Consider the following 25,348-nt stretch of genomic DNA (forward strand, 5'->3'; position numbering starts at 1 on the left):
TCAATAAACCAATTCGTCTTCGGAATTGCCCTTGGCCAGGACGATCTCGCCCTTGTCGGCGAGCTCCTTGGTCAAGGCCACCATCTTGGCCTGCGCCTCGTCGACCTCTTTGAGGCGCAAGGGGCCAAGGCCCTGCATGTCGTCCTGCATGTTCTTGGTGGCGCGCTGCGACATCGCGCTGAAGAAGAAGTTGCGCATGTCCTCGCTCGCGCCCTTGAGCGCCCGCGCGAGCGTATCCTTGTCGACCTGCCGCATCAGCGTCTGCAACGCGGCGGGGTCGAGCTTGCCGAGATCCTCGAAGGTGAACATCAGCGCCCTGATGCGGGCGGCCGATTCCTGGTTGGAATCGTCGAGTGCCGCGAGGAAACGAATCTCAGTCTGGCGGTCGAAACCATTGAAGATCTCCGCCATCATCTCATGCGGGTCGCGCCGACGGGTTTGCGTCAACGTCGAGACGAATTCGGTGCGCAGCGTGTTTTCGATATGGTCGAGCGCCTCCTTCTGCACCGATTCCATGCGCAGCATGCGGCTGACGACGTCGATCGAGAGTTCGTTGGGCAGGTTGCGCAGAACATTGGCGGCGTGCTCCGCCCTGATCTTCGAAAGGATGACCGCGATCGTCTGCGGGTATTCGTTCTTGAGGAAGTTCGCGAGCACGACCGCATCGATATTGCCGAGCTTCTGCCACATGTTGCGGCCGGCCGGCCCGCGGATCTCCTCCATGATCAGCGCGACCTGATCGCTCGGCAGGATCTTCTCCAAGAGCGAGATCGTCCGGTCGAACGAACCTGTGACCGCGCCCGCACTCGACAGCCGGCCGACGAAATCCAGCATCAGCCGCTCGACCTCGTCGGCGTCGACCGTCCCGAGCTCGGCCATGGCGCGGGTGATGATGCGGATCTCCTCATCATCGAACTCCCGCCAGATCGTGCGGCCATGGTCCTCCCCGAGCACGAGCAGGATCACCGCGGCGCGCTGCGGCCCATTCATTTCCGCGATCGTGGTTACGCCGCCGCCATAGCTCACAGCTTCGTTGTCCCTGCTGCTGGAGTTGCGCGTAGCGATGGAACGTTCAGCGGCCATGGCTCAAAGACCCGTCATGCCGCGGACTTTTCGTGAATCCAGCCGCGCAGCACCGCGACCGAATCGGCGGGGTTCTGCGACACCAGCGCGCCGATCTTCTCGACGGACTGGGCCTTGAGCTGTCCCTTGATCTGCGCAACCGCGAGCATGCGCTCGGACGGCGCCTCGACGTCCATATCGCGCGAGCCGTCCGGCCCCATCACGGAGCGCGGGCTCGCAGGGTCGCCGGTGCCGTCGGATTGAGCCAGGGCCAGGCCCTCGCGCATGAAGCTCGGGATCGGCCGCACGCTCGGATCGGGCGCGAGCGCCTGCTTCAGCAGCGGCCGCACCACCACCATCAGCACGATCAGCGTCAGCAGCGAGATGACGCCGAGTTCGGCGAAACGGATCAGATCCTCTTTGGTGAAGGAGAGCAGCTGCTGCATCAAGGATTGTTCGGGCAGCTCGACGATCGCCTGCGGCGCTTCGGCAAAGCGCAGATTGACGACCTCGACCTTGTCGCCGCGCGTCTCGTCATAGCCCATCGCCATGCGCACCAGCTGGCCGATCCGATCGAGCTCCTCGCTGCTGCGCGGCTGGTAGGCGACCTCGGTGCCGTTGCGGGTGTAGTTGCCATCGACCAGCACAGCGACCGAGAGCCGCTTGACACGCCCGCCCTCCAGCACCTCGGTGCGGGTCGTGCGCGAGATTTCGTAATTGACCACTTCCTCGTTCTTCGAGGAGGCGTCCTTCTGATTCTGCTGGGCGCCCTGCCCCGCCTGGGCACCGGGCAGTTCGTTGCCGACCGTGACGGCCCCGTTCGCACCATCGGTCGTCGTCGCATTCTCGGTGCGGTTCTGGCTGGAGCGGATGACCTTGCTTTCCGGGTCATAGGTCTCCGAGCGGCTCTCGATGCGGTTGGCGTCGAGGGTAGCCGAGACCTGGACCCGCGCCCGTCCCTGGCCGACGACGCTGGCGACGATATCCTCGACCTGCGTCTTGACCCGCTTCTCGATCCCCGTCTGCCGCTCGTCGATGCCGAGCCCGACAAGCCCTTGCTCGCCCTGGGCGCCATCGGCCAGAAGCCTGCCGCGCTCATCGACGATCGAGACGCGCTCGGGCTTGAGCCCATCAACGGCGGAGGAAATAAGATGGCGCACGGCGCGCACCTGCGCCGCGTCGAGTTCGCCGGCAAGCTTGAGCACGATCGAGGCGCGCGGCGGTTCGCGATCGCGCTCGAACAGGCGCTTCTCCGGGATGACGAGATGCACGCGCGCCGCCTGGACGCGGCTGATCGAGCGGATGGTGCGCGAGAGTTCGCCCTCCAGCGCACGCAGATGGTTGATGTTCTGGACGAAGCTGGTCGAGGAGAAGGCGTCGCCCTTGTCGAAGATCTCGTAGCCGACGCCGCCGCCGGACGGGATACCCTTGCTGGCGAGGTCGAGCCGCAGGCGCGGCACATCGGCCTTTGCGACGAGCACGGTTTGCCCGTCGCCGCGCAGCTCGTATTTGATGCCGCGCGTATCGAGATCCTTCAGGATCGCGCTGACATCCTGGTTCGACAGGTCGGAGAACAGCACGCTCATCGCCGGCTGCGACATCCTCAGCATGACGAAGCCGAAGAAGCCGACGAGGCCAAGCGTCACCGCTAGCATCGCCGCCAGGCGCGCCGCTCCGAATTTCGTAAACTGACCGACGATGCCGTTCACGCAGCCATCCGTTCCACAAAACCGACATCGCCGCACACAAGGCACGACGCACTAGGCAAGTTTTTCCCAGTGCATGGTTAGCGCCGGGTTAACGAATGGTGGATTGATGGCGATAGGCACCGAAAATGCGAAAGGCGCCGGTCCGATCGAACCGACGCCTTGGTAATGAACCGGGCAATGGACCGGAAAAGGGGTCCTATTGGCGGTAGTGCTGGATGCGCGTCGTCCGCAGGCCGGCAAGGCCGTGCTGATCGATCGACATCTGCCAGCTCAGGAATTCATCGACGGTCAGCGTATAGCGCTGACAGGCTTCCTCGAGGCTGAGAAGGCCGCCGCGGACGGCCGCGACCACCTCGGCCTTACGCCGGATCACCCAGCGGCGCGTATTCATGGGCGGCAGATCGGCGATCGTCAACGGACTTCCGTCCGGTCCGATCACGTACTTCACCCGCGGTCGCAAAGGCTCGGTCATGGTACACTCACACAACTCAACAGACCTACTTCTGCTGAGCATAGGCGTCCGGCTTTAAGATTTACCTAAAGCGAATCGGACGGCTTTCCCTATCTGCGCGCCGGCCGCCATCAGCCCTTGATCACTTTCTTGACCTTGTCGATCGGGACGCTGATCGTGCCGATCTTGAGCATCGGCGTGCCGCTGCTCAGATCGATGCTGTCGACGACGCCGATGATTTCGGTTTTGGCGACCACAGCCTGGCCGGACACATCCGTGGCGTCGACGGTAATGGTGTAGTCGCCAGCGGGCGCTATCGCGCCGGTCGAGGTGCTGCCATCCCACTGGACGGTCTGCTCGCCGGCGGCGAGACTCGTCGTCATCGTCCGGACCACCGAGCCGCTCGAATCCTTCACCGTGATATTGGCAGTGCCGGCGCTCGCCATGTTCACCGACCAATAGGCGGCCCCGTTCTTCAGCGGCGCCGTTGCGCCGTCGGCAGTGATCGTCGCGCCGATGAAGCCCACCGCATCCGTCGTCGTCGTCGCCTTGTTGAGAGTGAGCAGCGCGCTCAACGTATCATTCATCTTGAGCTGCTGCTCGACGCCCGCGAACTGCACGAGCTGGGCGGTGAACTGGTTGGTGTCGAGCGGGTCGAGCGGGCTCTGGTTCTTGAGCTGCGTCGTCAGCAGCGACAGGAACTGGTCGAAATTCCCGGCAATCGCCGTCTGCGAACCGGACACGGTGCTGCTGCCGCTCGTCGTCGAGGAGGTGTTCTGGAACCCCGCGGTCGTCGTCGGGGAGGTGTTGGAAACGGCCATGGTGCTTCTCCTTGCCGTCAGATGCTGAGATCGACGCCGCCGAGCCTGACGAGGCGGCGGGTCTGGATTGGCTGGGCGGGCGCGACGATGTCTTCGCCGGTTTCCGTGGCGGTGGGCGTGCGGCGCGGCGTATCGTCCTGCTGCCGGTTCTGCCGGAAGCCGGACTGATCGGCGGGGTCGCGCAAACTGATGTCGACGCCCGCATCGGAAGGCTTGAGGCCGGCCTGCTCGAAGGCCCGCTCCAGCGTACGCGAGTCGCGCTGGAGCATGTGCAATGTCTCGACCCGGTCGACGACCAGCCTGGCGCTGACCTCGCCCTTGTCGGAAACCTCGAGCTTGACGTCGACGCGGCCGAGCTCCGCCGGATCGAGCCGGATGTCGAACGAGCGGGAGCCCGCCAGCGCCTTCATCCCGATCTCGATCGGAACCATGTGGAGTGGTGTCGTCTGCGTGGCCGCGGCAGCCTGGCCATGGACCGTTGTGGCCTGTCCGGCCGCGACCTGCTCCGGAGTGGTCACGTCCAGGGCGCCGCCCGCCTTGCCTGCGCGCGGCTGCGCCAGCGCCGAAAGATCAATCAGGTTTTGCGGAGTCTGCAGCAATTCAAGTGGCTTGAATTCGGCCTGCGATGCAGCAGGCGCAGTTGAAGAGCTAGCCGGCTCGTCTTTGCCTGTCCTAGCCGCATGCACGGCCTGTTGTCCGCCGCTCGCAAGCTGCGCCTTGCCGCCTTCCCCATCAGCGAGGACGCCGGCATTCGCTCCCGCATTGCCGGCGGCATCACCCTGCAAGGAGGTCGCGGCCGGCTTCGGCGAGGCAAGCCCGGCCTTGGCGATGCCCGCCGCGAGAGCCGCACCTGCGGTGGACGCGGTCGCCTGGGTCGCGGCTGTGGGCACCATGCCAGGAACGATCGCGGCGGAGAGATCGATGGTCGGCAATGCCGGGACAACGACGCCTTCGGCTGGCGTGGTGGGAAGCGCGGAGGGATCCACCACCGCCGTCTCGGTCGCCTTGTCTTTGACGCCCTTGGCGTCCTTCTCCTTTACGGCTTCGCCACTCGTCGGCGCCTCGGCCTGCGCAGCGACGGCGATGCTGACAAGCGCGCCGATATCCTGCTGCACCGGGGGCGAGGTCGTGGCGGCCTGAGCGCCAGACGCGGTCTCGCCCGGCTTGACAGCAATCGGCGTCTGCGTGGCGGCCTTCGTCTTTGCCGTGTCTGTCTTTACAGCGTCCGTCTTGGCAGCATCCGTCTTGTCCGCGCTCGTCTTGGCTGCATCCGTCTTGGTATCGCTCGTCTTGGTATCGGGCTGTTGCGGCGAAGATTGATCCTCGGCCGGCGCTCGCTCGGGTTTCGGGCGCGGCGCGGAGGCGTCCTGCGCGGGAGAGGTCGCGCCGCGAGACGTATCGTCTGGCAGCGTGAACGCCTCAGCCGCGCGACCGGAATCCGGCTCTGCCGCGCGACGACGCACGGGAGCGGGTTCGGTCAAGGCAGACGAAAGCGTGAGCGACTGAACAGACATCGGCGATTCCGGACGCGGGCAACACAACGCCCGCCCCTCCGCGGAGCAAGTCCCGCGCCATGCAATGAATAATTGATATCAATGACTTAGATGTCTCACACGATCAGCATGACGGCAAGAAGCGCCGGTCTTGCACCCCGGCCCGGCAGGATTTGCCGATCGCGCGCTGGCAGGCACGCGCCAAAGCCGATATAGAACCGCCGATCGCATCCGCCGCCGTCCCGGACCGGACCATCGCATGACCACGCCGCTCAACTCCCTTGACATCGCCAAGCCGCCCGCGGCCACGCGCGTCGTCGCGGCGATGTCCGGCGGCGTCGACTCCTCCGTCGTCGCCGCGCTGCTGAAGCGCGAGGGCTATGACGTCATCGGCGTGACGCTGCAGCTCTACGATCACGGCGCGGCCGTGCACCGCGCCGGCGCCTGCTGCGCCGGCCAGGATATCCACGACGCCCGCCGCGTCGCGGAGGCCATCGGCATCCCCCATTACGTGCTCGATTATGAGAGCCGTTTCCGCGACGCCGTGATCGAGCGCTTCGCCGAGAGCTATCTCGCCGGCGAGACGCCGATCCCTTGTGTCGAATGCAACCGCACGGTGAAATTCCGCGACCTGCTGGGCCTGGCCCGGGAGCTGGGCGCCGATGCGCTGGCGACCGGCCATTATGTCGTCAGCCGCGACCTCGGCACCGGCCATCGCGGCCTGTTTCGCGCCGCCGATGCCGCGCGCGACCAGAGCTATTTCCTCTATGCGACGACGCAGGAGCAGCTCGATCTGCTGCGCTTCCCGCTCGGCAGCATCGACAAGGCGCAGACCCGCGCGCTCGCCGCCGAACTCGGGCTCGGCATCGCCGACAAGCCCGACAGCCAGGACATCTGCTTCGTTCCCAATGGCCGCTATGCCGATGTGATCGAGAAGCTGAAGCCAGGCGCCTCGCGCCCCGGCGAGATCGTCCATCTCGACGGGCGCGTGCTCGGGCGCCATGACGGGGTGCTGCGCTACACAGTTGGACAGCGCAAGGGGCTGGGCCTCAGCGCAGCCGAGCCGCTTTATGTGCTGCGACTCGATGCCGATCTCGCCCGTGTCATCGTCGGGCCCCGCGAGGCGCTCGGCGTGCGCGAGATCAGGCTGCGTGACGTCAACTGGCTCGGCGACCTGTCTCTGGATGCTCTCCCGGCCGAGGGGCTCGATGTCGCCGTCCGGGTGCGCTCGACCCGGGCGCCGCGCGAAGCCCGCCTGATGCGCGACGAGGACGGCCTCAAGATTGAACTCGCCAGCGATGAAGAGGGCGTTTCGCCCGGTCAGGCTTGCGTGATCTACACTGATGCCGGCCCCGATGCGCGCGTGCTCGGCGGCGGCACGATCCTGCGGCCGCCGCTGGCCATGCTGGCGCCCGCGCCTGCCTTCGCCCACGCGCAGCCCTGAGCCCGACGCCGCCCGCCCCGGCTTTCCTGCAACCCCCATCGCCGCGAGCCGCTCCATGTCGGTGACTCACCTCGAAGCCCAGAAGCGCGCCTATGCGGCCTGGGCCAAGTTCTACGACAAGGTCTATCTGCGCATGCTGGCCCGCCCGCAGCGCGAGGCCGTCGCGGCGGCTTGCGCCTGCGGCCCCGACATTCTGGAGATCGGCGTCGGCACCGGGCTGACCCTGCCCTATTTCACCCAAGGCACGCGCGTGCTCGGGGCCGATCTCTCGCTCGACATGCTCAAGGTCGCCAACCGCAAGGTCGCGAGCCAAGGGCTTGCCCATGTCCGCGGGCTGATGGTGATGGACGCCTGCCGCCTGGGCTTTGAGGCCGAGCGCTTCGACGCCGTGACCGCGCAATTCGTGATCACGCTCGTGCCCGACCCCGAGCAGGCCCTGGCAGAGATGGACCGCGTGCTGAAGCCCGGGGGCGAGATCGTGATCTCGAGCCGCCTCGTCGACGATGGCGGCCTGCTCGCGCCATTCTGGGCGGCGCTCGCCCCCCTCGCCAAGGCAATCGGCTGGAGCACGGATTTCAAGGTCAGCCGCCTGACCGACTGGGCGGCGCGTACTGGACGTTACGAGACCGTCCATGTCGGCCGCGGCTATTTCAAGGTCGTCCGCCTGCGCAAGACGGCGTCGAATCAAGCCGCCCCGGCCTGATATGCTTCCCGCCCGGCAGGCGCCATGCCTGCCGGGCGGGAAGAGTACTTCAGTAACGCCGGTCAGCCGGGCGCGGCGCGGCCTCGAAGCCGAAGCACCCCGCCTGCGCGGGGTCGCCGCCCCGATCTGAGATGGCTTGGCAGGAGCGCAGGCGCGCGCACATGTCGGCGACCACCGTATAGCCGTTGCCGAACGTACCCGAGGGCTGCTTGTAGGCGCAGGCGGTCTGCCAGGCGGACCACTCGGCGGCGGCGGCAGGAGCACTCGGCATGGCGCCGAACGCGGCGACGCCAAGAGCGATAGCCGCCACGGTGTGGGCGATACGCGGCCTGGCGATACGCGGCCTAATATGCGTCAAAAGGGACTGCGCAAACGAAACAGGAAAGGATGAAATGAGCGTTGCCATCAAAAGCGGCCTCCGAAATGACCGGCTGCGCAGCGGTGCGATGGCGGCGATCATCGTCGGCCATTCCCGCAGCGGCCCCTGACGCCGGTCTGGCTATCAGCTAAGCCGTCGCATCCGGGCTTCAAGACTGCTTCGATGCAATGAACGCATGGCAAACCTACAATACCCGCCGCAAAGAGCGTAATGCGCATGTCATATGATTATATCCCATGCCGTCCGGAGGCTTGACGGCATCACCCTTCGCCCCCTATACGCGCCCTCACAAAGGCACGCCGTCAGCGGCGAGCCCTAGTCTCGGGGCGGGGTAGCTCAGCTGGTTAGAGCAGCGGAATCATAATCCGCGTGTCGGGGGTTCGAGTCCCTCTCCCGCTACCACCTAACCCCCCAGGATTTGACCTGTGGGGAAGTGGTTTCCTCCGATTAGTTTTGTCAGCTGGCCCTCGATCGTGAATCTGGGCCGCTCGCCGGCCGCCGCCGGCATGACGATGATCCTGTCGATCTGGCTTTGCAGCCACCAACGCGCCTGCTGACGACCTCGGGTTCTGCGGGCGCAAAGATGGCGGCGATCGATGCTTAAGCCGTCGGCGCGCGTTCATCTGCCAAGTCAAGGCGCCTAGCATCGAGACGGCACATTTCCTCGCCGGAGAAGGCGCGCGAGCGCGTCAGAAAGCGCTGCTCTGTGCCGTTCTCAAGCGAGAACATGCCACCCCGCCCCTTCACCACATCGATGATCAGTTGGGTATGCCGCCAGACTGCGAATTGCGATCCGCTGATATAGACCGGAGCGCCGCCCACCTCTCCGAGCTTCACGTCATGGTCGCCGATGATGAACTCGTGCTGCGGGTAGCACATCGGTGAGGAGCCGTCGCAGCAGCCACCGGATTGATGGAACAGCACAGGGCCGTTTTCCGCCTGCAGCCTCGCGATCAGGTCGAGCGCTGCGGGCGTGGCCGAAACCTGCTCGATCGCATGCTGGCTCATGTCGAAGCCTCCTGCATCTGGAGCCGCAGCCGGCATCATCTTGCCGTGACGGATCGCGAAGGCCCGGCACGATGTATTGGCGACGGGCGCCCGCGATCGTGCCGGGAAGTGGCCCTGGTTCAGGCCTTGGGGAGGTCTCTCAGAAGAAGCCGAGCTTCTTGGGGGAATAGCTGACCAGCATGTTCTTGGTCTGCTGGTAGTGGTCGAGCATCATCTTGTGGTTCTCGCGACCGATGCCGGACTGCTTGTAGCCGCCAAAGGCGGCATGGGCTGGATAGGCATGGTAGCAGTTGGTCCAGACCCGGCCGGCCTGAATCGCACGACCGAAACGATAGGCGCGACTGCCATCGCGCGTCCAAACGCCGGCACCGAGCCCATAAAGCGTGTCGTTGGCGATCGCGAGCGCCTCCTCGTCGTCCTTGAAGGTCGTCACCGAAACCACCGGACCGAAGATCTCCTCCTGGAAGACCCGCATCTTGTTGTGGCCCTTCAGGACCGTCGGCTTGACGTAGAAGCCGCCAGCCAGATCGCCCGGCAGCGTGCTGCGTTCTCCGCCCGTCAGCACCTGTGCGCCCTCCTGACGGCCGATGTCGAAATAGCTCAGGATCTTCTCGAGCTGTTCCGACGAGGCCTGCGCGCCGATCATGGTGGAGGCATCTAGGGGGTCGCCCTGCTTGATCGCCTCGACGCGCTTCAACGCCTTTTCCATGAATCGGTCGTAGATGCTCTCATGGATCAGCGCGCGGCTAGGACAGGTGCAGACCTCGCCCTGGTTCAGCGCGAACATGACGAAGCCCTCGATCGCCTTGTCGAGGAAGTCGTCGTCCTCGACCGCGACGTCCTTGAAGAAGATGTTCGGAGACTTGCCGCCGAGCTCCAGCGTCACCGGAATCAGGTTCTGGCTGGCATACTGCATGATCAGCCGGCCGGTCGTGGTCTCGCCGGTGAAGGCTATCTTGGCGATGCGGTTGGACGAGGCCAGCGGCTTGCCCGCCTCCAGGCCGAAGCCGTTGACGATGTTGAGCACGCCCGGCGGCAGGATGTCGGCGATCAGCTCGGCGAAGATCAGGATCGAGGCAGGAGTCTGTTCGGCAGGCTTGAGCACGACGCAGTTGCCGGCGGCGAGCGCGGGCGCCAGCTTCCACACCGCCATCAGGATCGGGAAGTTCCAGGGAATGATCTGGCCGACGACGCCAAGCGGCTCGTGGAAGTGATAGGCAACGGTGTCGTGGTCGATCTCGGAGAGGCTGCCTTCCTGCGCGCGGATTGCGCCGGCGAAGTAGCGGAAATGGTCGATCGCCAGCGGCATATCGGCAGCGGTCGTCTCGCGGATCGGCTTGCCGTTGTCCCAGGTCTCGGCCTGCGCCAGGAGATCGAGGTTGTCCTCCATCACCTGCGCGATCTTGTTGAGGAGGAGCGCCCGTTCGGCTGCGCTGGTGCGACCCCAGGCGTCCTTGGCAGCGTGCGCAGCATCCAGTGCCGCCTCGATGTCCTTGGCGTCAGAGCGCGCGATCTCGCAGAGCAGCTGGCCGTTCACCGGCGAGGTGTTCTCGAAATAGCGCCCCGAGATCGGCTCGGCCCATCTGCCGTTGATGAAATTGCCGTAGCGCGCCTTGAACGGCGTCGCGGACGAGCGGATGAATTCTGGCTTGTTCATGGTGTCCTCCTAGTCGGCGCATTGAGGCCGCGCCCTGAGAAGGAGGATCGGCCCTATCCAGCGCCGCTGTCAGGATCAGAACCGCATTTTCGGCAGCAGAACTGTCTCAGCTTTGCGACAGATCGCTGAAGAGATCGCTGAATTGGTCTTATCGGGCGCGTCCAAGCCCCAGCCGCGCAAGCTTGCGGTGCATGGTTGCGCGGCTGACGCCGAGCGCGCGGGCGGCGGCGGAGACGTTGCCATTGGCCCGGGCCAGCGCTCTTTGCACAACGCCGCGCTCGGCGACGCTCAGTTCCTCGCCTGGCTTGGCTTCGTGGCCCATCAACAGGTCTTCCGCAGGAAAGGGCTGCGCGAGCCGTTCATCAGTCAGACCATAGGCCAGTCGCGCGGCGCGGCTCGCGCCGATGACGAGGTCTCCTTTGTCGACAGCCAGAAGCCCGGCGCCTCCGCCGGCGCCGTCCTGAGCAACCACGATCCGCGCTTTCGGAAAGGCCAACCGGAAATGATGCGCCTCGATCCGGTGCGCCGCCTCGACCGTCGCGCTGGCGACCAGCTTCAGCATGGCCGGCGTCAGATCGGCGCGGCAAGTCGAAACGTCCAGCGTCGCGATCAACCGTCCCCGCGCATCCCAGATCGGGGCGACGCTGCAGCTCAGGCCGATATTACGTGTGAGGAAATGCTGGTCGCGATGGATCGTCAGCGGACGACCTTCGGCGACGCAGGTGCCGACGCCGTTCGTGCCCTCGCTGGCCTCGCTCCAGACCATGCCGGTCCAGAGGCCCATGTTGCGGAAGTCGAGATCATCTCCGGCAGCGCCCCGTCGGTCGAGCGGAATGCCCTCGCGATCGGTCAACAGCACACAGCAGCCGGCATCGTCGACAGACTGGAAGAGGCGATCCAGAGAGGTCTGCGCCAGCCTGATCAACGGATCCAGGCGTTCGAAGGCCGCATCGAATTCAGCCTGACCGAGGCGCCAAGGCGGACGAGCGTGATCAGGGTCGAGGCCGTACTTCACGACCGAGCGCGACCAGGACGCCGCCACCGCAGACTGCCCGACGGCAGCCGCGTTGCTCAGGGTCGAATATATCCGATTGGCGTGATGGGCCCGCCCCGTCTCAGCCATGCCTGACACCCGTTTCCACCCGCCTCGCATGTCTTTTGAGGCCGAGGGCAGCGACGCCATCGCTTGCATGCGATTTCAGACATGTTCCGGCCGTTCCGGTCGTATTGTCAACCAAGTCAGCTTCCCGGAGAGCTCGTTCTGGGTATGGCGGACTTCAGCTTGGCCCAACATCGCAATGATTACGCAGTCCAAGCCAGAATCGCTCTTTCATCGCCGAGAGGTTGGCGCGCGAAGGTTGGGACTTATTTTTAACTCGGCTCGGTTGCTAAACTGAAATTGGCTGGGCGCTTAGATGTGTTGAGGAGGAGGCAATATGAGTGCCTCTCCCGCTACCAACACTTCCCCCAACGGAGGTGCGGTTCTCCGATGACATTGACGAGGGACCAGGCCGACATGCATCGGCCCGTCCCGTTTCCATCCCAGCCATTCTCTTTGCCGCCGCGCCTGTCAGGCGGTGGTGTCGACGAGGCCCAGGCTTGCGCTGGGGGTCTTGGTCGCGCTTGCGCCCGCCGCATTGTAGGATGAGCTGGACAAGGTCTGCTGGGCGCTCTGCAGGACCTTGAGGAATTCCGCGAGCGGATCGGAGGCCGAGCTGGAATCCGTCGCGCTGGAAGAGGCCGCGTTCAGCACCCCGGCGAGCCCCGTCTGGGTATCGTCGCTATCCTGATCGTTGCTGTCGCTCTTGGCCGCCTGGGATTTGTGGCCATGGTGAGCGCCGCCAGCGCGGTGCCCGCCCCCGAGCAGGCTCTTGAGTTCGTCGGCCTGAGCGCTGGTCAGCTTTCCCGACGACACTTCGCCATCGATGAGCGAACCGACCGTCTTGCCCAGATTGCCGCTCGTGGAAGACGAGGTGCTTTGGGTCGAGCTGGCAGTAAGCTGCTGCTGAATATCGCCGAGAGCACTGCCAAGCGCAGTCCCGTCCGCTGCGGAAATCTTGCCGGAGGTGATGTCGGCGTTCAGCCGGCTTTGGACGCGCGTCTCGAACCGGGAATAGTTCTGCGCGCTGGACGATACGCTACTCATGGAATGCTCTCCTGACTGGCCCCTTTGGGTCATCGATGCCGGTGGCAGAGGCCGCATCGGTATCGGCCCCCTGGGCAAGCGACACGCAATTGCCGAGCCGGAGAAAAAGGCAATTGAATCAATCTATTGAACAATCATCCGACATAATGACCCGGCAGCTTTTGCCATGTTGCGAGGTCCAGGGGGCAGAAATTGCCCGCTCTTCCCGGCTCATCGCTAGTCCGCCACATGCCGTCAGGGCCAGGAATGCCGCGGAACCGGCGCGACGCGGGACCTTCGGGCTCTTGCCTCACGCCGCAAATCATCCGAAGAGGACGAAGCTGCAATCGAACCCGGTCGCGGCCCGCAGGCCGCCATTCGCTGCCTGCGATATGTGGGAACCGGCGGCGAAACAGTCTCCCGCTGCCAGCCATCCTCGCGACAAGGGACGGCGCGTCGCCAGATGACCAACACTCGCCAGCAACGCATCCTGCTGACTGGAGCCGCCGGCTTCATCGGCTACCACGTCGCCGAGGCGCTGCTCGCCCAGGGCATCGAGGTTCTGGGCATCGACAACCTGACGCCCTATTACGACCCGGCCCTGAAGCAGGCCCGGCTCGACCGGCTCACCCCTCGCAAGGACTTCGCCTTCGAGGCGCTGGATATCGCCGATTACGACCGGCTCCTGTCAGCCTTCGCGGCTTACCGGCCCGACGCCGTCATTCACCTCGCCGCCCAGGCCGGCGTGCGTTACTCGCTCGACAATCCGCGCGCCTATGCCAGCGCCAATCTCGACGGGTTCCTGTCAGTGCTGGAGGCCTGCCGGCACAATCCCGTCAGCCATCTGATCTATGCCTCGTCGAGCTCGGTCTACGGTGCCAACGCCAAGACGCCGTTCAGCGAGCATGACGGCGCCGACCATCCGGTGTCGCTCTACGCCGCAACCAAGCGCGCCAATGAGTTGATGGCGCATTCCTACGCCCATCTCTACGGCATCCCGGCAACGGGCCTGCGCTTCTTCACCGTCTATGGCCCCTGGGGTCGGCCGGACATGGCCTATTTCAAGTTCACCAAGGCGATCCTCGAAGGCCGACCGATCGACGTCTACGCCGAAAGCGAGATGAGCCGTGACTTCACCTATGTCGACGATATCAGCGAGGCGATCGTCCGGCTCGTAGCCGCGCCGCCCGAGGCCGACCCCGCTTTCGACCAGGCCCTCCCTGACCCCGCGACGGCCGCCGCCCCGCACCGCATCTACAATATCGGCAACCACACGCCTGTGCGGCTCGACCGCTTCATCGCAGCGGTCGAGCAGGCCTGCGGCAAGCCCGCGATCAAACACCACCTGCCGATGCAGCCCGGCGACGTGCCCGCAACCTTCGCCGATGTCTCCGCCCTGATGGCGAAGGTCGATTTCAGGCCGGACACGCCGATCGAGACCGGCATCGCGCGTTTCGTCGCGTGGTACAGGGAGTTCTACAGCCTGGCCGCCTAGAGCATTTTCGAGCGAAGTGGATACCGGCCCTCAGCGCGTGACGACCTGGCGCGAAAACTGCGCCACCGAGCTGTCCAGCCGCCGCGCGGACCCGTCGATCCCGGCCGCGGCCTGGGAAATCTCCTCGCCGCTTTCCAGAGTGCGGGCCGCATCGGCCGCGACGCGGTCGATCGCCTGCGCCGCCTGCTCGGCCTCGGACACGGCGCGTGCCAGCAGGGCCAACATGGTCTCGATGGCCTCGGCTTGCTGGTCGACGGCAACAACGATGCCGCCGGTCGCGCCCACGATCGCATCCGTCGAAGCACTGATGTTCATCACAGCCGCGAGCGAACGCTCGGTCGCCAGCCGTACCTCCTCGATACGCTGGGCGATGTCTTCCGTCGCCGCTCCGGTACGCGCAGCAAGATCTTTGACCTCGCTGGCGACGACCGCGAAACCGCGGCCTGCGGGGCCGGCGCGAGCCGCCTCGATCGTCGCATTGAGGGCGAGCAGATTGGTCTGGGCGGCAATGTCACGGATCAGGTTGGAAACCTGGCCGATATCGCGCACCGCCCCGGTCAACCCTGTCTTGATGGCAATAGAAGCCACGACATCGGCGGCCGCCATGCGCACGAGCTGCGTCGTCGCATCGGTCTCGTGGCGGATCAATCCGATTGTCTCGGTCAGCCGGCGCGAACAAAACTCGACCGAGGCGATGTCGCTCTTGGCCGAGCCGACCCGTCCGAGAGCTCCCGACAGTGATTCATGCGAGCTGCGGGCGATGGTCCGCAGTCCCTCGGCCGCCTCGTTCATGCGGCTCGCCGATTGCGAGAAGGCGCCGAGGATATCGCCGACATCATCACGGAAACCCGCAGCCTGCGCCTCCACCTGCTGGCGCCGCCGTTCCTCGCTCAGCGCGCGCGCCTGTGCCTCCTCGCGCAGCGTCGCTGCAGCGACCGAGCCCCGAACGCGCTCGATATAAAGCAGCGCGAAGGCTCGCAACGAGATGACCAGCACGGTGCAGTAGATCAGCAGCATGGCAAGGTTGGCGACTGCCTGGTCAAGCCCCGTGAAGACGAGCTGGGTCAGTCGGCCGGCCATGATCAGCCCCGAGAACGTCAACGCAGCCGCCGGCATGCTCGCCATCGTGAAGATGCCCGCGAAGATGAGGCCCGCCAGGATGGTCGAAAAGAGCACCTCCATCTGCGGCGCGACGCCCGGATTGAGCCCTACCGCGATCACCAGCCAAGGCATCGCCATGATGGCCGAGTCGGCGATGATGCGCGCGACGAAGCGTTCCGAAGGTGGCTCGCTGCGCTGGCGTGCCTTGATTTGTCTGATCCGCCTAATCCCGAGGAAGCCGATGGCGGCAACGCTGGCCGCCCAGGAGAGAGGCAGCAGGATCCAGCCATAGTAAAGCGCCGCGAGCGCGATGACCCAGGCGGCCAGCACATTCGAGATCAGGATCGGCGGCAGGATCGTGACGAAGATGTCTGCCTGCGATTGCCGCAGCAGCGCCGCCTCCCTCTCATTCAGGAGAGGCAGCCGCAGCAATCTGCCAATCCATATCTGATAGCGCGCCAAAAGCGCTATGATCTTCGGCACTTGGCGCCGTTGAGCCGCTCTCTCCATGCCATGCTTTGCCGTGGTGCGCTTATACTCCTACGGACAGCTTGGACGCGCGAACTCAAGACTAGGTTAATCTCACCTCACGACCAGTTAGGCCGCCATTTGGCGAATTCTGCCTTGGTCTCGGCATTGGCGGGATAAAGCCCGAAAATGCCTTGCCCGGCGCGCACGCGCTCGGCGACGAAATCCTCATAGGCCGTCTGCTCATAGACCTCCGGCGCGATCTCGTTGGCGAGATGGGCAGGGATGACGCAGACGCCCTCGCCGTCTCCAACGATGATGTCGCCGGGGTAGACCGCAACGTCGCCGCAGGCGATCGGCGCGTTGATGTCGAGCGCATGGTGGCGGATCAGGTTGGTCGGTGCGCTCGGGCGATTGTGATAGGCGGGGATCGCCATCGCGGCGATCTCCGGCGAGTCGCGAAAGCCGCCATCGGTGACGATGCCGGCGACGCCGCGCTGCATCAGCCGCGAGACCAGGATGCCGCCGGCCGAGGCCGCGCGCGGGTCTTTGCGGCTGTCGATCACCATGACATGACCGGCCGGGCAGTCCTCGACCGCGCGCCGCTGCGGATGCTGCGTGCCCTCGAAGGCCGAGAGCAGGTCGAGATCCTCGCGCGCCGGGATATAGCGCAGCGTGAAGGCCTCGCCGACCATCGAGCCGGACTTCTGGCCGAGCGGGCGCACATCCTGGATGAAGACGTTGCGGAAGCCGCGCTTGAACAGAGCGGTGGTGAGCGTAGCGGTCGAGACGCGCTTCAGCTTCGTGCGGTTTTCGGGAGTGAGGGTCGTCATGATCTTGAGCGGGGCTCCAGCGAAGGGTCGAACATTTCGTCAGCGTGAGACGGATGGCGTGGCGGTCGGGAACCGGAGCGGAGCGTACTCAAGTACGTGAGCACCGGAAGCGCAGACCGCCACGTCAGGCGGCCGCGCTGGCGGAATGATCGGCCCTTCGATCATTCGATCTTCACATTCGCCTTCTGCGCCACCTCGCCCCAGCGCTTGGTCTCGGCGGCGATATGGGCGGCGAACTGTTCTTGCGTCGAACCGACGGGATCGACGCCGAGCTTCTTCAGCTGCTCGATCGTGCCAGGCTCGCGCATGATCGCCTGCACCTCGGTGGAAAGCCTGGCGACGATCTCCTTGGGCACGCCCGACGGCGCGAAGAAGCCGTGCCAGGAGGTCGCGGCATAGCCCGGAATGAACTCGGCCAGCGCCGGCAAATCCGGAGCAACGGCCAGCCGCTCCGGCGTCGCGGTGGCGAGCGCACGGATCTTGCCGGCCTCGACATGCGGCCAGGCGATGGTGATGTTATCGAACGAGACCTGGATCTGGCCTGAGAGCAGATCCTGCGTCACTTGCCCGCTGGAACGATAAGGCACATGGGCCATGTCTGTCCCGGTTGCGACCTTGAACAATTCCGCCGCCATATGCGTCGAGGTACCGGCGCCCGACGAGCCGAACGAGTATTTGCCGGGATTGGCCTTCAAGAGCGCGATCAACTCCGGCACCGTCTTGGCCGGCAGGTCGATATTGACCATCAGGATGTTCGGCACGCTCGCCACCTGCGAGATCGGTGCGAAATCCTTGATGTGATCATAGGGCATCTTGGCGTAGACGCCAGGATTGATCGCATGGGTCGAGACCGTGCCCATGGTCAGCGTATAGCCATCGGGCGTCGAGCGGGCGACGGCGGCGACGCCGGTATTACCGCCGGCTCCGGCCCGGTTTTCGACGATGAAGCGACCGTTCATCCGCGCGCCCAGCCTTTCGGCCAGCAGACGTCCGAGGATGTCGGTGGTGCCGCCCGCGGCGAAGGGCACGACGATCGTCACGACCCTGGAGGGGTAATCGCCCTGGGCCATCGCGGCTGGCGCGGCAGCCAGGCAAGCGGCGGCGATCATGGCCCTGCGTGTCAGTCTCATTGTCGGCAATCCTCCCATTGCGTTTCAATCCCGGCTCGTTGCGCCGATGCGGCCCTTGGCTTGGCCTTGAGGGTGACATAGCATGGCATTCGGAATTTGAAATCTGAAATTTCAGACTTGCCGGCACTTGCGGTTTGTGATGTTTGATGCCGCCATGGGCTCTTGGCCGGCCTCGCTCCCCGTCGGGGAATCGCCGGCCGCGAACCATGTCTTGGAACCGCCATGTCTTCGGAATGGTAATGTCTTGGAACGGTATGCCGCAATCGATCGCCATCGAGCCCGTCGCTCCGCATCTGCTGCGCTCCCTGCGCGAGCATGTGCATGAGCGTTTGCGGCGCGCGATCGTCGCCGGGCGTTTCCGCAATGGCGAGCGCCTGAACGAGCGCCAGCTCGCTGAGATGCTCGGCGTCAGCACCACCCCGGTGAAGGACGCGATCCGCAAGCTGGAAAGCGAGGGGCTGGTCCGGACGGAAGCCCGGCGCGGCGTCTTCGTCGAGTTCTCGGCCCGGCAGGCGCTGGAAATGGCCCTCGGCCGCGCGGCGCTCGAAAGCATCATGGCTCATATCGCCGCCAACCGGCTGGGCGACGCCGACATCGCCGAGATGGCGCGCCTGATCGACGACATGGAGCACGCGACGGCGCATAGCGCGCTCGAGGACCTCGTCACCCTGAACGAGGCTTATCACGGCACGATCCACCGGATTTCGGGCTGCACCTATCTCGAGCACCGGCTCGACGGCCAGCGCATGTACGATCACGCCCAGCGCATCGCGCTGCTCTCTGAGCCCACCGAGCGCGCCCAGGGCTTCGAGGAACACAAATCGATCTTCGAGGCGCTGGCGGGACGCGATCCGGCGCTCGCCGAAACGAGGATGAGACGCCACATCGTGCGCTCGGCGAAAGCCCATGTGCACCAGGTGTTCGGCGCAGATGCGGAGGGACTGGCCTATGACGAATGATCAAAATCGCGAAAACAAGGTGCGCAAGGCTTTGCGCGGCATCTCCGGCGTGCATGTCACCGCCTGGGGGGCCGATGGCGAGGCCGATTGGGCAGTGACCGGCAAGATCGTCGCGCATATCGCGGCGGCGGGCATCCACAACATCGTCTCCGCCGGCAACACCGGCGAGTTCTACCCGATGACCACTAACGAGGTCGTGCGCAGCCACGCCGTCGCCGCGCAGGCCGCCAACGGCAAGGCGCTGGTGACTGCCGGCATCGGCCGCTCGCTGCGCGAAGCCGTCTCGACCGGAAAGCTCGCCGCGACCGCGGGCTGCGACGCGGTGATGGTGCATCACCCGCTCGACCCCTTCGCCGCACCGCAGTCGCAGGCCGACTACATCATCGCCATCGCCGAGGCGCTGACGCTGCCTGTTGTCGCCTATATCCGCTCGGATGCGATCGGCGTGAAGGATCTCGTCCGCGTCGCGACGCATGCCAATGTAGCCGGTGTGAAATTTGCCTCGACCAATGTGATGCTGCTTTCCGAATGCGTCCGCGCCACGGAAGGCACCAGCGCCAACTGGATCTGCGGCCTGGCTGAGGGCTGGGCCGCGCCCTTCTATGCGCTGGGCGCCCGCGGCTTCACCTCGGGGCTGGTCAATGTCGCGCCCGGACGTTCGCTCGCGATCTGGCGGGCGCTGGAAGCGGGCGACTTCGCCAAGGCGCGTGCCGAGGTCAGCGAGATCGCCGGCTTCGAGACGATGCGGACGAAATACGGCAACGGCGCCAATGTCACGGTGGTGAAGGAGGCGCTGGGCCTGCTCGGCACACCGGTGGGGCCGGTGCGCCTGCCCGGCCTGCCCGAACTGAATGAGGCCGAGCGCGCTGAACTGCGCCGCATCGTCTCCGGCTGGAGCGCAGCGAAGGCCGCCGCGGAGTAGCGCCGCCCCGTCATGGTCGCCCTTGTGGCGACCATCCACGTCTTCGCTGGTCGAGACCTGTGTTCAAGACGTGGATGCTCGGGACAAGCCCGAGCATGACGGAGAATGCCTGCGACAAACAAAAAGATCACTCGAAGGAAACGCCGATGTCGTCCCACCCCCGCAAGACGCCCGACACCCTGCGCAGCAAGCGCTGGTTCGGCGCCAGCGACCTGCGCTCCTTCGGCCATCGCTCGCGAGCGCTGCAGATGGGCTTCGGCCATGACGAGTTCATGGGCAAGCCGGTCATCGGCATCCTCAACACCTGGTCTGAGATCAACCCCTGCCACACCCATCTGCGCGACCGCGCCGAGGCGGTGAAGCGCGCCGTCTGGGCGTCGGGCGGCTTCCCCGTCGAGATCCCGGTGATGTCGGTCTCGGAGCAGTACCAGAAGCCGACGACGATGCTCTACCGCAACTTCCTGGCGATGGAGGCGGAGGAATCGATCCGCTCCCATCCGCTCGACGGCGCGGTGCTGCTGGGCGGCTGCGACAAATCCACCCCGGCCCTGATCATGGGCGCCTGCAGTGCCGGCCTGCCCTTCATCTTCGTCCCCGCCGGCCCGATGCTGCGCGGCAACTGGGCCGGCAAGGTGCTGGGCTCCGGCGCCGATGTCTGGAAATACTGGGCCGAGAAGGAAGCCGGCAACATCACCGACGACCAGTGGAAGGATATGGAGAGCGGCATCGCCCGCTCCTATGGCACCTGCATGGTGATGGGCACGGCTGCGACCATGATGAGCCATGCCGAGGTGCTGGGCCTGACACTGCCCGGCGCCTCCGCCATCCCCGCCGCCGACGCAGCCCATCCACGCATGGCGGCAGCGTCGGGCAAGCGCATCGTAGAGATGGTCTGGGAGGATCTGACGCCAGACCGCATCCTGACGCGGAAAAGCTTCGAGAACGCGCTGACGGTGCACATGGCCGTGGCAGGCTCAACCAACGCCATCATCCATCTGATTGCCATGGCGGGCCGTGCCGGCGTGCCGCTGACGCCCGACGATTTCGATGCTTTCTCACGGACAGTGCCGGTGATCGCGAATCTGCGCCCCTCCGGCGAATTCCTGATGGAGGATTTCTTCTATGCCGGCGGGCTGCCCGCCCTGCTCAAGCAGCTTGAGAGCAAGCTCCATACCGACGCGATGACCGTTACCGGCAAGCCGATCTCGGAGACGATCGCGCTGGCCCAGATCTATGACGACAACGTCATCCGCCCGCTCGACCGCGCCGTCTCGACCGCCAATGGCCTCGCCGTGCTCAAGGGCAATATCGCCCCCGATGGCTGCGTCATCAAGCCTTCCGCCGCCGAACCGCGCCTGCTCAAGCATTCAGGTCCGGCGCTGGTCTTCGAGGACTACGATGCGATGATGAAGGCGGTGAATGACGAGAGCCTCGACGTCACGGCCGACCACGTCATGGTGCTGAAGAATTGCGGCCCCGTCGGCGGTCCCGGCATGCCGGAATGGGGCATGATGCCGATCCCGCGCAAACTCCTGAAGCAGGGCGTGCGCGACATGCTGCGCATTTCGGACGCCCGCATGTCCGGCACGAGCTACGGCGCCTGCGTGCTCCATGTCGCGCCCGAGGCCTATATCAAGGGACCGCTCGCGGCGGTCAGGACCGGCGACATCATCAGCGTCGATGTCGAGGCGCGCAGCATCAACGTCAATCTGAGCGACGCCGAGATCACAGCCCGCCTCGCGACCTGGTCGCCGCCGAACCGCGACTATCCGCGCGGCTACGGCAAGATGTCGGCCGCCCATATCCGCCAGGCCGACAAGGGCTGCGATTTCGACTATCTCGAAGGCACCGCGAAGATCCCCGAGCCGGAGATTCACTAGCCCCACCGTCATTGCGAGCGCAGCGAAGCAATCCAGAGCCGCATGCTCGACATCCTCCCGGATTGCTTCGTCGCTTCGCTCCGCGCAATGACGGGGATGGACGACGACAAGCGACACAAGTCCCGCTCACCCCCGCCCGAACAGCCCGTGGAAGCGCCCGAGGAAGCTCCTCAGCCGGTCGCTTTGCGGGTTGTCGAAGACCTCACTCGGCGGCCCGGCCTGGGCGACCTTGCCCTGGTCGAGGAAGACGACATGGTGCGAGACATCGCGCACGAACAGCATCTCGTGGCTGACCAGCAGCATCGTCATCCCTGACTCGGCCAGCCCCTGCATCACGCTCAGGACCTCCGCGACGAGCTCGGGATCGAGCGCCGAGGTCACCTCGTCGAACAGCAGCAGCCGCGGCTGCATGGCGACTGCCCGCGCGATCGCGACGCGCTGCTGCTGGCCGCCGGACAATTGATAGGGATAGTGCCCGCTGCGATCAGCCAGCCCGACGCGGCCGAGCCAGTGCTGGGCGATATCGCGCGCCTCGGCATCGCTCTTGCCCTGCACCTTGGTCAATCCGAGCATGACGTTGGCGGCCGCCGTCAGATGCGGAAACAGATTGAACTGCTGGAAGACCATGCCGAGCCGCGCACGCTGCGCCGAAATCCGGGTTTCGCTCAGGCGCTTGCGGCGCTCACCGGCCATGATGTAGCCGACCGGGTCGCCATCGAGCAGGATCTCGCCGCCATCATGCTCTTCCAGCAGATTGATGCAGCGCAGGAAGGTCGTCTTGCCTGACCCCGAGGCACCGATCAGCGAGACCACCTGCCCCTGGCTGACGGTGAGATCGATGCCCTTCAGCACCTCGATCTGGCCGAAGCTCTTGCGCACGTCACGGGCTTGCAGAAGCGCTGGCTCTGTCATCGGCGGCCGTTCCCTTCCCTCAGTAACGCAGATAGGAGAACCGCCGCTCCAGCGATGCGCCGAGTTGGGCGAGCGTGAAATTGATCGCGACATAGAGCGCCGCGGTCAGCAGGTAGAAATCGATGATCATGTAATTGCGCGCCATCGCCTGCTGGGCCGACAGCAGCAGCTCGACCACGCCGATGATCGAGAGCAGCGTCGTGCCCTTGACGATCTCCAGCGCGGTGTTGACCCAGGGCGGCAGCATGCGGCGCACGGCCTGGGGCAGGATGACATAGGAGAGCCGCTTGCCGAAGGTCAGCCCGATCGCCTTGGCCGCCTCCATCTGCCCGGCGGGCACGGACTGGACCGCACCGCGGAAATTCTCGGCGACATGGGCGGTGGCGAAGGCGCCGAGCGCGATGACGCCGGCCCAGAAGGCCGGCACATTGATGCCGAACAGCGCCAGCCCGTAATAGGTGAAGAGGATCAGCACCAGCAGCGGGATGCCGCGCATCAGGTCGACATAAAGCCGCGCGAGCAGCCGCAGCCACCACCAGCCATAAGCCAGCGCCACGCCCATCGCGAGCCCGCAGACCGTCGCAATGACGATGCTCAGGGCCGAACTCAGCATCGTCACACCGAGCCCCGAGAGGAGCGAGGCCCGCGCCTGCCAGGCCTCGAACAGGAAGGTGCCAGGTGCCATCGAAAAATCCATGGCGGCCTCAGCGGATCGATGCGTAGCGGCGCTCAAGCAGCCGCAGCATCATGGCGATCAGATAGGCACTGGCGAGATAGAGCGCGCTCACGGTCAACCAGACCTCCATGACCCGGAAGGTGTTGGCGTTGATCTGCCGCGCCGTGAAGGTCAGTTCCGGCACCGCGATTGCCGCGGCCAGCGACGTGTCCTTGAACAGCGAGATCAGATTGTTGCCGATCGACGGGAGGGTGATGCGGAACATCACGGGCAGGATGACATAGGCCTGGCGCTGCCAGGGGCGCAGGCCGATCGCCTTGGCCGCCTCGACATATTGCTTGGGTATCGAGGCCAGGCCCGCACGGAAGACCTCGCACATATAGGCGCCGGCATAGAGCGAGAGCGAGAGGACGAAGCTCTGCGTCTTGTCGAGAAAGGTGACGTCGAACTCCGGCAAGCCGAAATAGAGGAAGAAGATCAACAGCAGCAGCGGCGTGCAGCGGATGAATTCGACATAGGCCCAGACCGGGGCCGAGAGCCAGGCCTTGCCCGACACGCGCGCATAGGCAGCCAAGAGCCCGATCACGCTGCCGATCAGCAGCGACACGACCGCAAGACCGAGCCCGAGCAGCAGGGCGTCGGTCAGCTTGCCGGCGTTGCGCGCAATGACGGACCAGTCGAAATGATAGTCGATCATGATGGCAGCGACCATCCGAAGCGCAGCACGAAGCTGTGCCGGCCGGCGCAGATGCCGACCGACCCCGGCAGGGACCATGCCATCAGGCGAACTCTTGCGGGAAACCGACCTTCGGGATCGGCAGTTCGATGCCGAACCATTTCTTGTAGGAGGCGGCGAAATAGTCGAAATCGACGCCGACCATCGCTTCCTTGTAGGCTGTGTTGACCCAGTTCAGCCAAGTCGGATCGCCGGGCTTGACGGCCGAGGCATAGGAGTTCGGCATCCAGCCGAAACCGGAATCGACGAAGCGGCCGGGCGCTTGCTGCATCAGCCAGCGCACCGCCGACTGATCCTGCAGCGAGGCGTCGATGCGCCGGGCGTTCAGCGCCTGCATGGCAGAATCCGGGCTATCGAAGGCATCGACCTTGGCCTGCGGCAGAGCCTTGTGGATCCACTCCTCCAGGAAGACGTTCTGCATGCCGCCAACCGTGACGGCGCTGCCGGCAGCCTTCAGCTCTTCATAATTCTTGTATTTGCCGCCACGCGCCAGCATCAGCAGGCCATTGCCCTCGCGGTAATAGGGAATGGTGAAATCGACCTGTTGCGCCCGGCCCGGCGTCACGGTCATCCATTGCACGACGATGTCGACCTTGTCGGTGACGAGGCTCGGGATGCGCGCATCCGAGCCCTGGAGCACGAACTCGACCTTCTCGTAATCATCGAACAGGCCCTTCGCCAGGAGCTTGGCCAGGTCGATATCCATGCCGACGAGCTTGCCGCTGGCATCCTGGAAGTGCCAGGGCGGGTTGGTGCTGCCCGTGCCGACGATGAGCTTGCCGCGCTCCTTGATCGTATAGAGCTTGCTCTTGGCGACAGTCTGGGCCTGCGCGGCCGAGGGCGCGATCAGGCTGGCGGCTGCGGCGGTGCCAATCGCAGCGCCGGCGAGGCCGAGCCCGAAAAGGCTGCGGCGTTCGACCAGCAAAGCCGGATCCCGCGGGGAAGCCGGAACTTGTGGGGATGCAATGTCGTCCTGAACGCCCATCTCGCTCTCCATTTCGCTCTGCACGCGCCGCCGATTTCGGAGGGCCCGCGTCATCGGCTTTCGCAAGAAGCGGGCCATCTTTTGGACTTTCGCAAGGTCACGCCCCCGCGCGGCCAGGCCTCGACCCGGCGCCATCGGCAGGGCATGCTGGAGCAGATTCAGGCAGCCCGGTTCCGGGCCGCCTTGCGCTCGCAAGCGAGACGTCGCCTTTGTCCCAAACGCCACTATCCTCCCGGCCTCGCCTGAACTGCGACGAAGCATTCGGGCCCCTGTCCCAATCCCGGATCGAGCAGGAGAGCCGGGTGCCAGCGACCTGCCCGGGTCGGCCCCGCGAACGCTTCGCCGAGATCGCCGCCATCAAGACCGATGTGAAGGATCTCTGCCGCGACTGAACCATCC

General features: G+C 65.3%; 23 protein-coding genes and 1 tRNA gene. 7 read left to right on the forward strand and 17 right to left on the reverse strand.

Annotation, left to right across the window (positions count from 1 at the left end; all coding sequences use genetic code 11):
* From fliG to BMZ97_RS08265, 5 genes are all read right to left on the reverse strand, one after another.
* Window positions 1-990 (reverse strand): flagellar motor switch protein FliG, encoded by a 990-nt coding sequence (fliG, locus tag BMZ97_RS08245; protein ID WP_244546353.1) that lies wholly within the window; start codon window positions 988-990, stop codon window positions 1-3.
* Between the two features lie 107 nt (window positions 991-1,097).
* On the reverse strand, window positions 1,098-2,717 hold the full coding sequence (gene fliF, locus BMZ97_RS08250; RefSeq protein WP_244546354.1) for a flagellar basal-body MS-ring/collar protein FliF: 1,620 nt from the start codon (window positions 2,715-2,717) through the stop codon (window positions 1,098-1,100).
* A gap of 250 nt (window positions 2,718-2,967) precedes the next feature.
* Window positions 2,968-3,243, reverse strand: coding sequence for a CtrA inhibitor SciP (locus BMZ97_RS08255; RefSeq protein WP_038359348.1), 276 nt, complete (start codon window positions 3,241-3,243; stop codon window positions 2,968-2,970).
* Between the two features lie 110 nt (window positions 3,244-3,353).
* Entirely contained in the window at window positions 3,354-4,043 is a 690-nt protein-coding gene (locus BMZ97_RS08260; RefSeq protein ID WP_092167405.1) for a flagellar hook assembly protein FlgD, read from the reverse strand.
* A 17-nt stretch (window positions 4,044-4,060) separates the two neighbouring features.
* A complete protein-coding gene (locus BMZ97_RS08265) occupies window positions 4,061-5,557 on the reverse strand; it encodes a flagellar hook-length control protein FliK (protein WP_092167406.1) in 1,497 nt (498 codons plus the stop codon).
* A gap of 238 nt (window positions 5,558-5,795) precedes the next feature.
* Here BMZ97_RS08265 and mnmA point away from each other — a divergent pair, with 238 nt between their 5' ends.
* Window positions 5,796-6,980 carry a tRNA 2-thiouridine(34) synthase MnmA gene (gene mnmA / locus BMZ97_RS08270; RefSeq protein ID WP_092167408.1) on the forward strand — a complete coding sequence of 395 codons (1,185 nt, stop codon included), beginning with the start codon at window positions 5,796-5,798 and terminating at the stop codon, window positions 6,978-6,980.
* Window positions 6,981-7,035: 55 nt separating this feature from the next.
* Window positions 7,036-7,683 (forward strand): class I SAM-dependent methyltransferase, encoded by a 648-nt coding sequence (locus tag BMZ97_RS08275; RefSeq protein ID WP_092167410.1) that lies wholly within the window; start codon window positions 7,036-7,038, stop codon window positions 7,681-7,683.
* Window positions 7,684-7,732: 49 nt separating this feature from the next.
* Here BMZ97_RS08275 and BMZ97_RS30665 read toward each other — a convergent pair whose 3' ends face one another.
* On the reverse strand, window positions 7,733-8,143 hold the full coding sequence (locus BMZ97_RS30665; RefSeq protein ID WP_139221178.1) for a hypothetical protein: 411 nt from the start codon (window positions 8,141-8,143) through the stop codon (window positions 7,733-7,735).
* A 244-nt stretch (window positions 8,144-8,387) separates the two neighbouring features.
* Between BMZ97_RS30665 and BMZ97_RS08285 the strand changes: the two genes are divergently transcribed.
* Window positions 8,388-8,464, forward strand: a tRNA-Met gene (locus BMZ97_RS08285).
* Window positions 8,465-8,662: 198 nt separating this feature from the next.
* On the opposite strand, the gene BMZ97_RS08290 is transcribed toward BMZ97_RS08285, so the two are convergent.
* The 4 genes from BMZ97_RS08290 to BMZ97_RS08305 form a co-directional block, all read right to left on the reverse strand.
* A complete protein-coding gene (locus BMZ97_RS08290; RefSeq protein WP_092167413.1) occupies window positions 8,663-9,070 on the reverse strand; it encodes a DUF779 domain-containing protein in 408 nt (135 codons plus the stop codon).
* A gap of 139 nt (window positions 9,071-9,209) precedes the next feature.
* Entirely contained in the window at window positions 9,210-10,727 is a 1,518-nt protein-coding gene (gene adh / locus BMZ97_RS08295; RefSeq protein ID WP_092167415.1) for an aldehyde dehydrogenase, read from the reverse strand.
* A gap of 148 nt (window positions 10,728-10,875) precedes the next feature.
* Window positions 10,876-11,850: a GAF domain-containing protein gene (locus BMZ97_RS08300; protein WP_092167417.1), complete on the reverse strand. Its 975-nt coding sequence runs from the start codon at window positions 11,848-11,850 to the stop codon at window positions 10,876-10,878.
* Between the two features lie 447 nt (window positions 11,851-12,297).
* On the reverse strand, window positions 12,298-12,873 hold the full coding sequence (locus tag BMZ97_RS08305) for a hypothetical protein (protein ID WP_092167419.1): 576 nt from the start codon (window positions 12,871-12,873) through the stop codon (window positions 12,298-12,300).
* A 442-nt stretch (window positions 12,874-13,315) separates the two neighbouring features.
* Here BMZ97_RS08305 and BMZ97_RS08310 point away from each other — a divergent pair, with 442 nt between their 5' ends.
* Window positions 13,316-14,347, forward strand: coding sequence for an NAD-dependent epimerase (locus BMZ97_RS08310; protein ID WP_092167421.1), 1,032 nt, complete (start codon window positions 13,316-13,318; stop codon window positions 14,345-14,347).
* Window positions 14,348-14,377: 30 nt separating this feature from the next.
* Here BMZ97_RS08310 and BMZ97_RS08315 read toward each other — a convergent pair whose 3' ends face one another.
* The 3 genes from BMZ97_RS08315 to BMZ97_RS08325 all read right to left on the reverse strand — a co-directional run bounded on the left by BMZ97_RS08315 (window position 14,378) and on the right by BMZ97_RS08325 (window position 17,879).
* Window positions 14,378-15,880: a methyl-accepting chemotaxis protein gene (locus BMZ97_RS08315; protein WP_175525479.1), complete on the reverse strand. Its 1,503-nt coding sequence runs from the start codon at window positions 15,878-15,880 to the stop codon at window positions 14,378-14,380.
* 155 nt (window positions 15,881-16,035) lie between these two features.
* Window positions 16,036-16,749, reverse strand: coding sequence for a ribonuclease activity regulator RraA (locus tag BMZ97_RS08320; RefSeq protein ID WP_092167424.1), 714 nt, complete (start codon window positions 16,747-16,749; stop codon window positions 16,036-16,038).
* A 161-nt stretch (window positions 16,750-16,910) separates the two neighbouring features.
* Window positions 16,911-17,879 carry a Bug family tripartite tricarboxylate transporter substrate binding protein gene (locus BMZ97_RS08325; protein WP_092167426.1) on the reverse strand — a complete coding sequence of 323 codons (969 nt, stop codon included), beginning with the start codon at window positions 17,877-17,879 and terminating at the stop codon, window positions 16,911-16,913.
* 239 nt (window positions 17,880-18,118) lie between these two features.
* Here BMZ97_RS08325 and BMZ97_RS08330 point away from each other — a divergent pair, with 239 nt between their 5' ends.
* The 3 genes from BMZ97_RS08330 (at window position 18,119) to araD (ending at window position 21,640) form a co-directional block, all read left to right on the forward strand.
* The gene (locus tag BMZ97_RS08330) at window positions 18,119-18,838 is read left to right on the forward strand and encodes a GntR family transcriptional regulator (protein WP_244546303.1); all 720 of its coding nucleotides are present in this window, start codon (window positions 18,119-18,121) and stop codon (window positions 18,836-18,838) included.
* The gene (locus tag BMZ97_RS08335) at window positions 18,828-19,760 is read left to right on the forward strand and encodes a dihydrodipicolinate synthase family protein (protein ID WP_092167427.1); all 933 of its coding nucleotides are present in this window, start codon (window positions 18,828-18,830) and stop codon (window positions 19,758-19,760) included. Before BMZ97_RS08330 ends, BMZ97_RS08335 begins: the two co-directional genes overlap by 11 nt.
* A gap of 146 nt (window positions 19,761-19,906) precedes the next feature.
* A complete protein-coding gene (gene araD, locus BMZ97_RS08340) occupies window positions 19,907-21,640 on the forward strand; it encodes an L-arabinonate dehydratase (protein WP_092167429.1) in 1,734 nt (577 codons plus the stop codon).
* A gap of 126 nt (window positions 21,641-21,766) precedes the next feature.
* On the opposite strand, the gene BMZ97_RS08345 is transcribed toward araD, so the two are convergent.
* The 4 genes from BMZ97_RS08345 to BMZ97_RS08360 form a co-directional block, all read right to left on the reverse strand.
* Window positions 21,767-22,552 carry an amino acid ABC transporter ATP-binding protein gene (locus BMZ97_RS08345; RefSeq protein ID WP_092167430.1) on the reverse strand — a complete coding sequence of 262 codons (786 nt, stop codon included), beginning with the start codon at window positions 22,550-22,552 and terminating at the stop codon, window positions 21,767-21,769.
* Window positions 22,553-22,571: 19 nt separating this feature from the next.
* Window positions 22,572-23,237 (reverse strand): amino acid ABC transporter permease, encoded by a 666-nt coding sequence (locus BMZ97_RS08350; RefSeq protein WP_092168784.1) that lies wholly within the window; start codon window positions 23,235-23,237, stop codon window positions 22,572-22,574.
* Window positions 23,238-23,256: 19 nt separating this feature from the next.
* Window positions 23,257-23,922, reverse strand: coding sequence for an amino acid ABC transporter permease (locus BMZ97_RS08355; protein ID WP_244546355.1), 666 nt, complete (start codon window positions 23,920-23,922; stop codon window positions 23,257-23,259).
* An 85-nt stretch (window positions 23,923-24,007) separates the two neighbouring features.
* Window positions 24,008-24,889 carry a transporter substrate-binding domain-containing protein gene (locus tag BMZ97_RS08360; protein ID WP_244546304.1) on the reverse strand — a complete coding sequence of 294 codons (882 nt, stop codon included), beginning with the start codon at window positions 24,887-24,889 and terminating at the stop codon, window positions 24,008-24,010.
* Window positions 24,890-25,348: the final 459 nt, after the last annotated feature.

This window comes from Allobosea sp. OK403 (assembly GCF_900113835.1).
GTDB lineage: Bacteria > Pseudomonadota > Alphaproteobacteria > Rhizobiales > Beijerinckiaceae > Allobosea.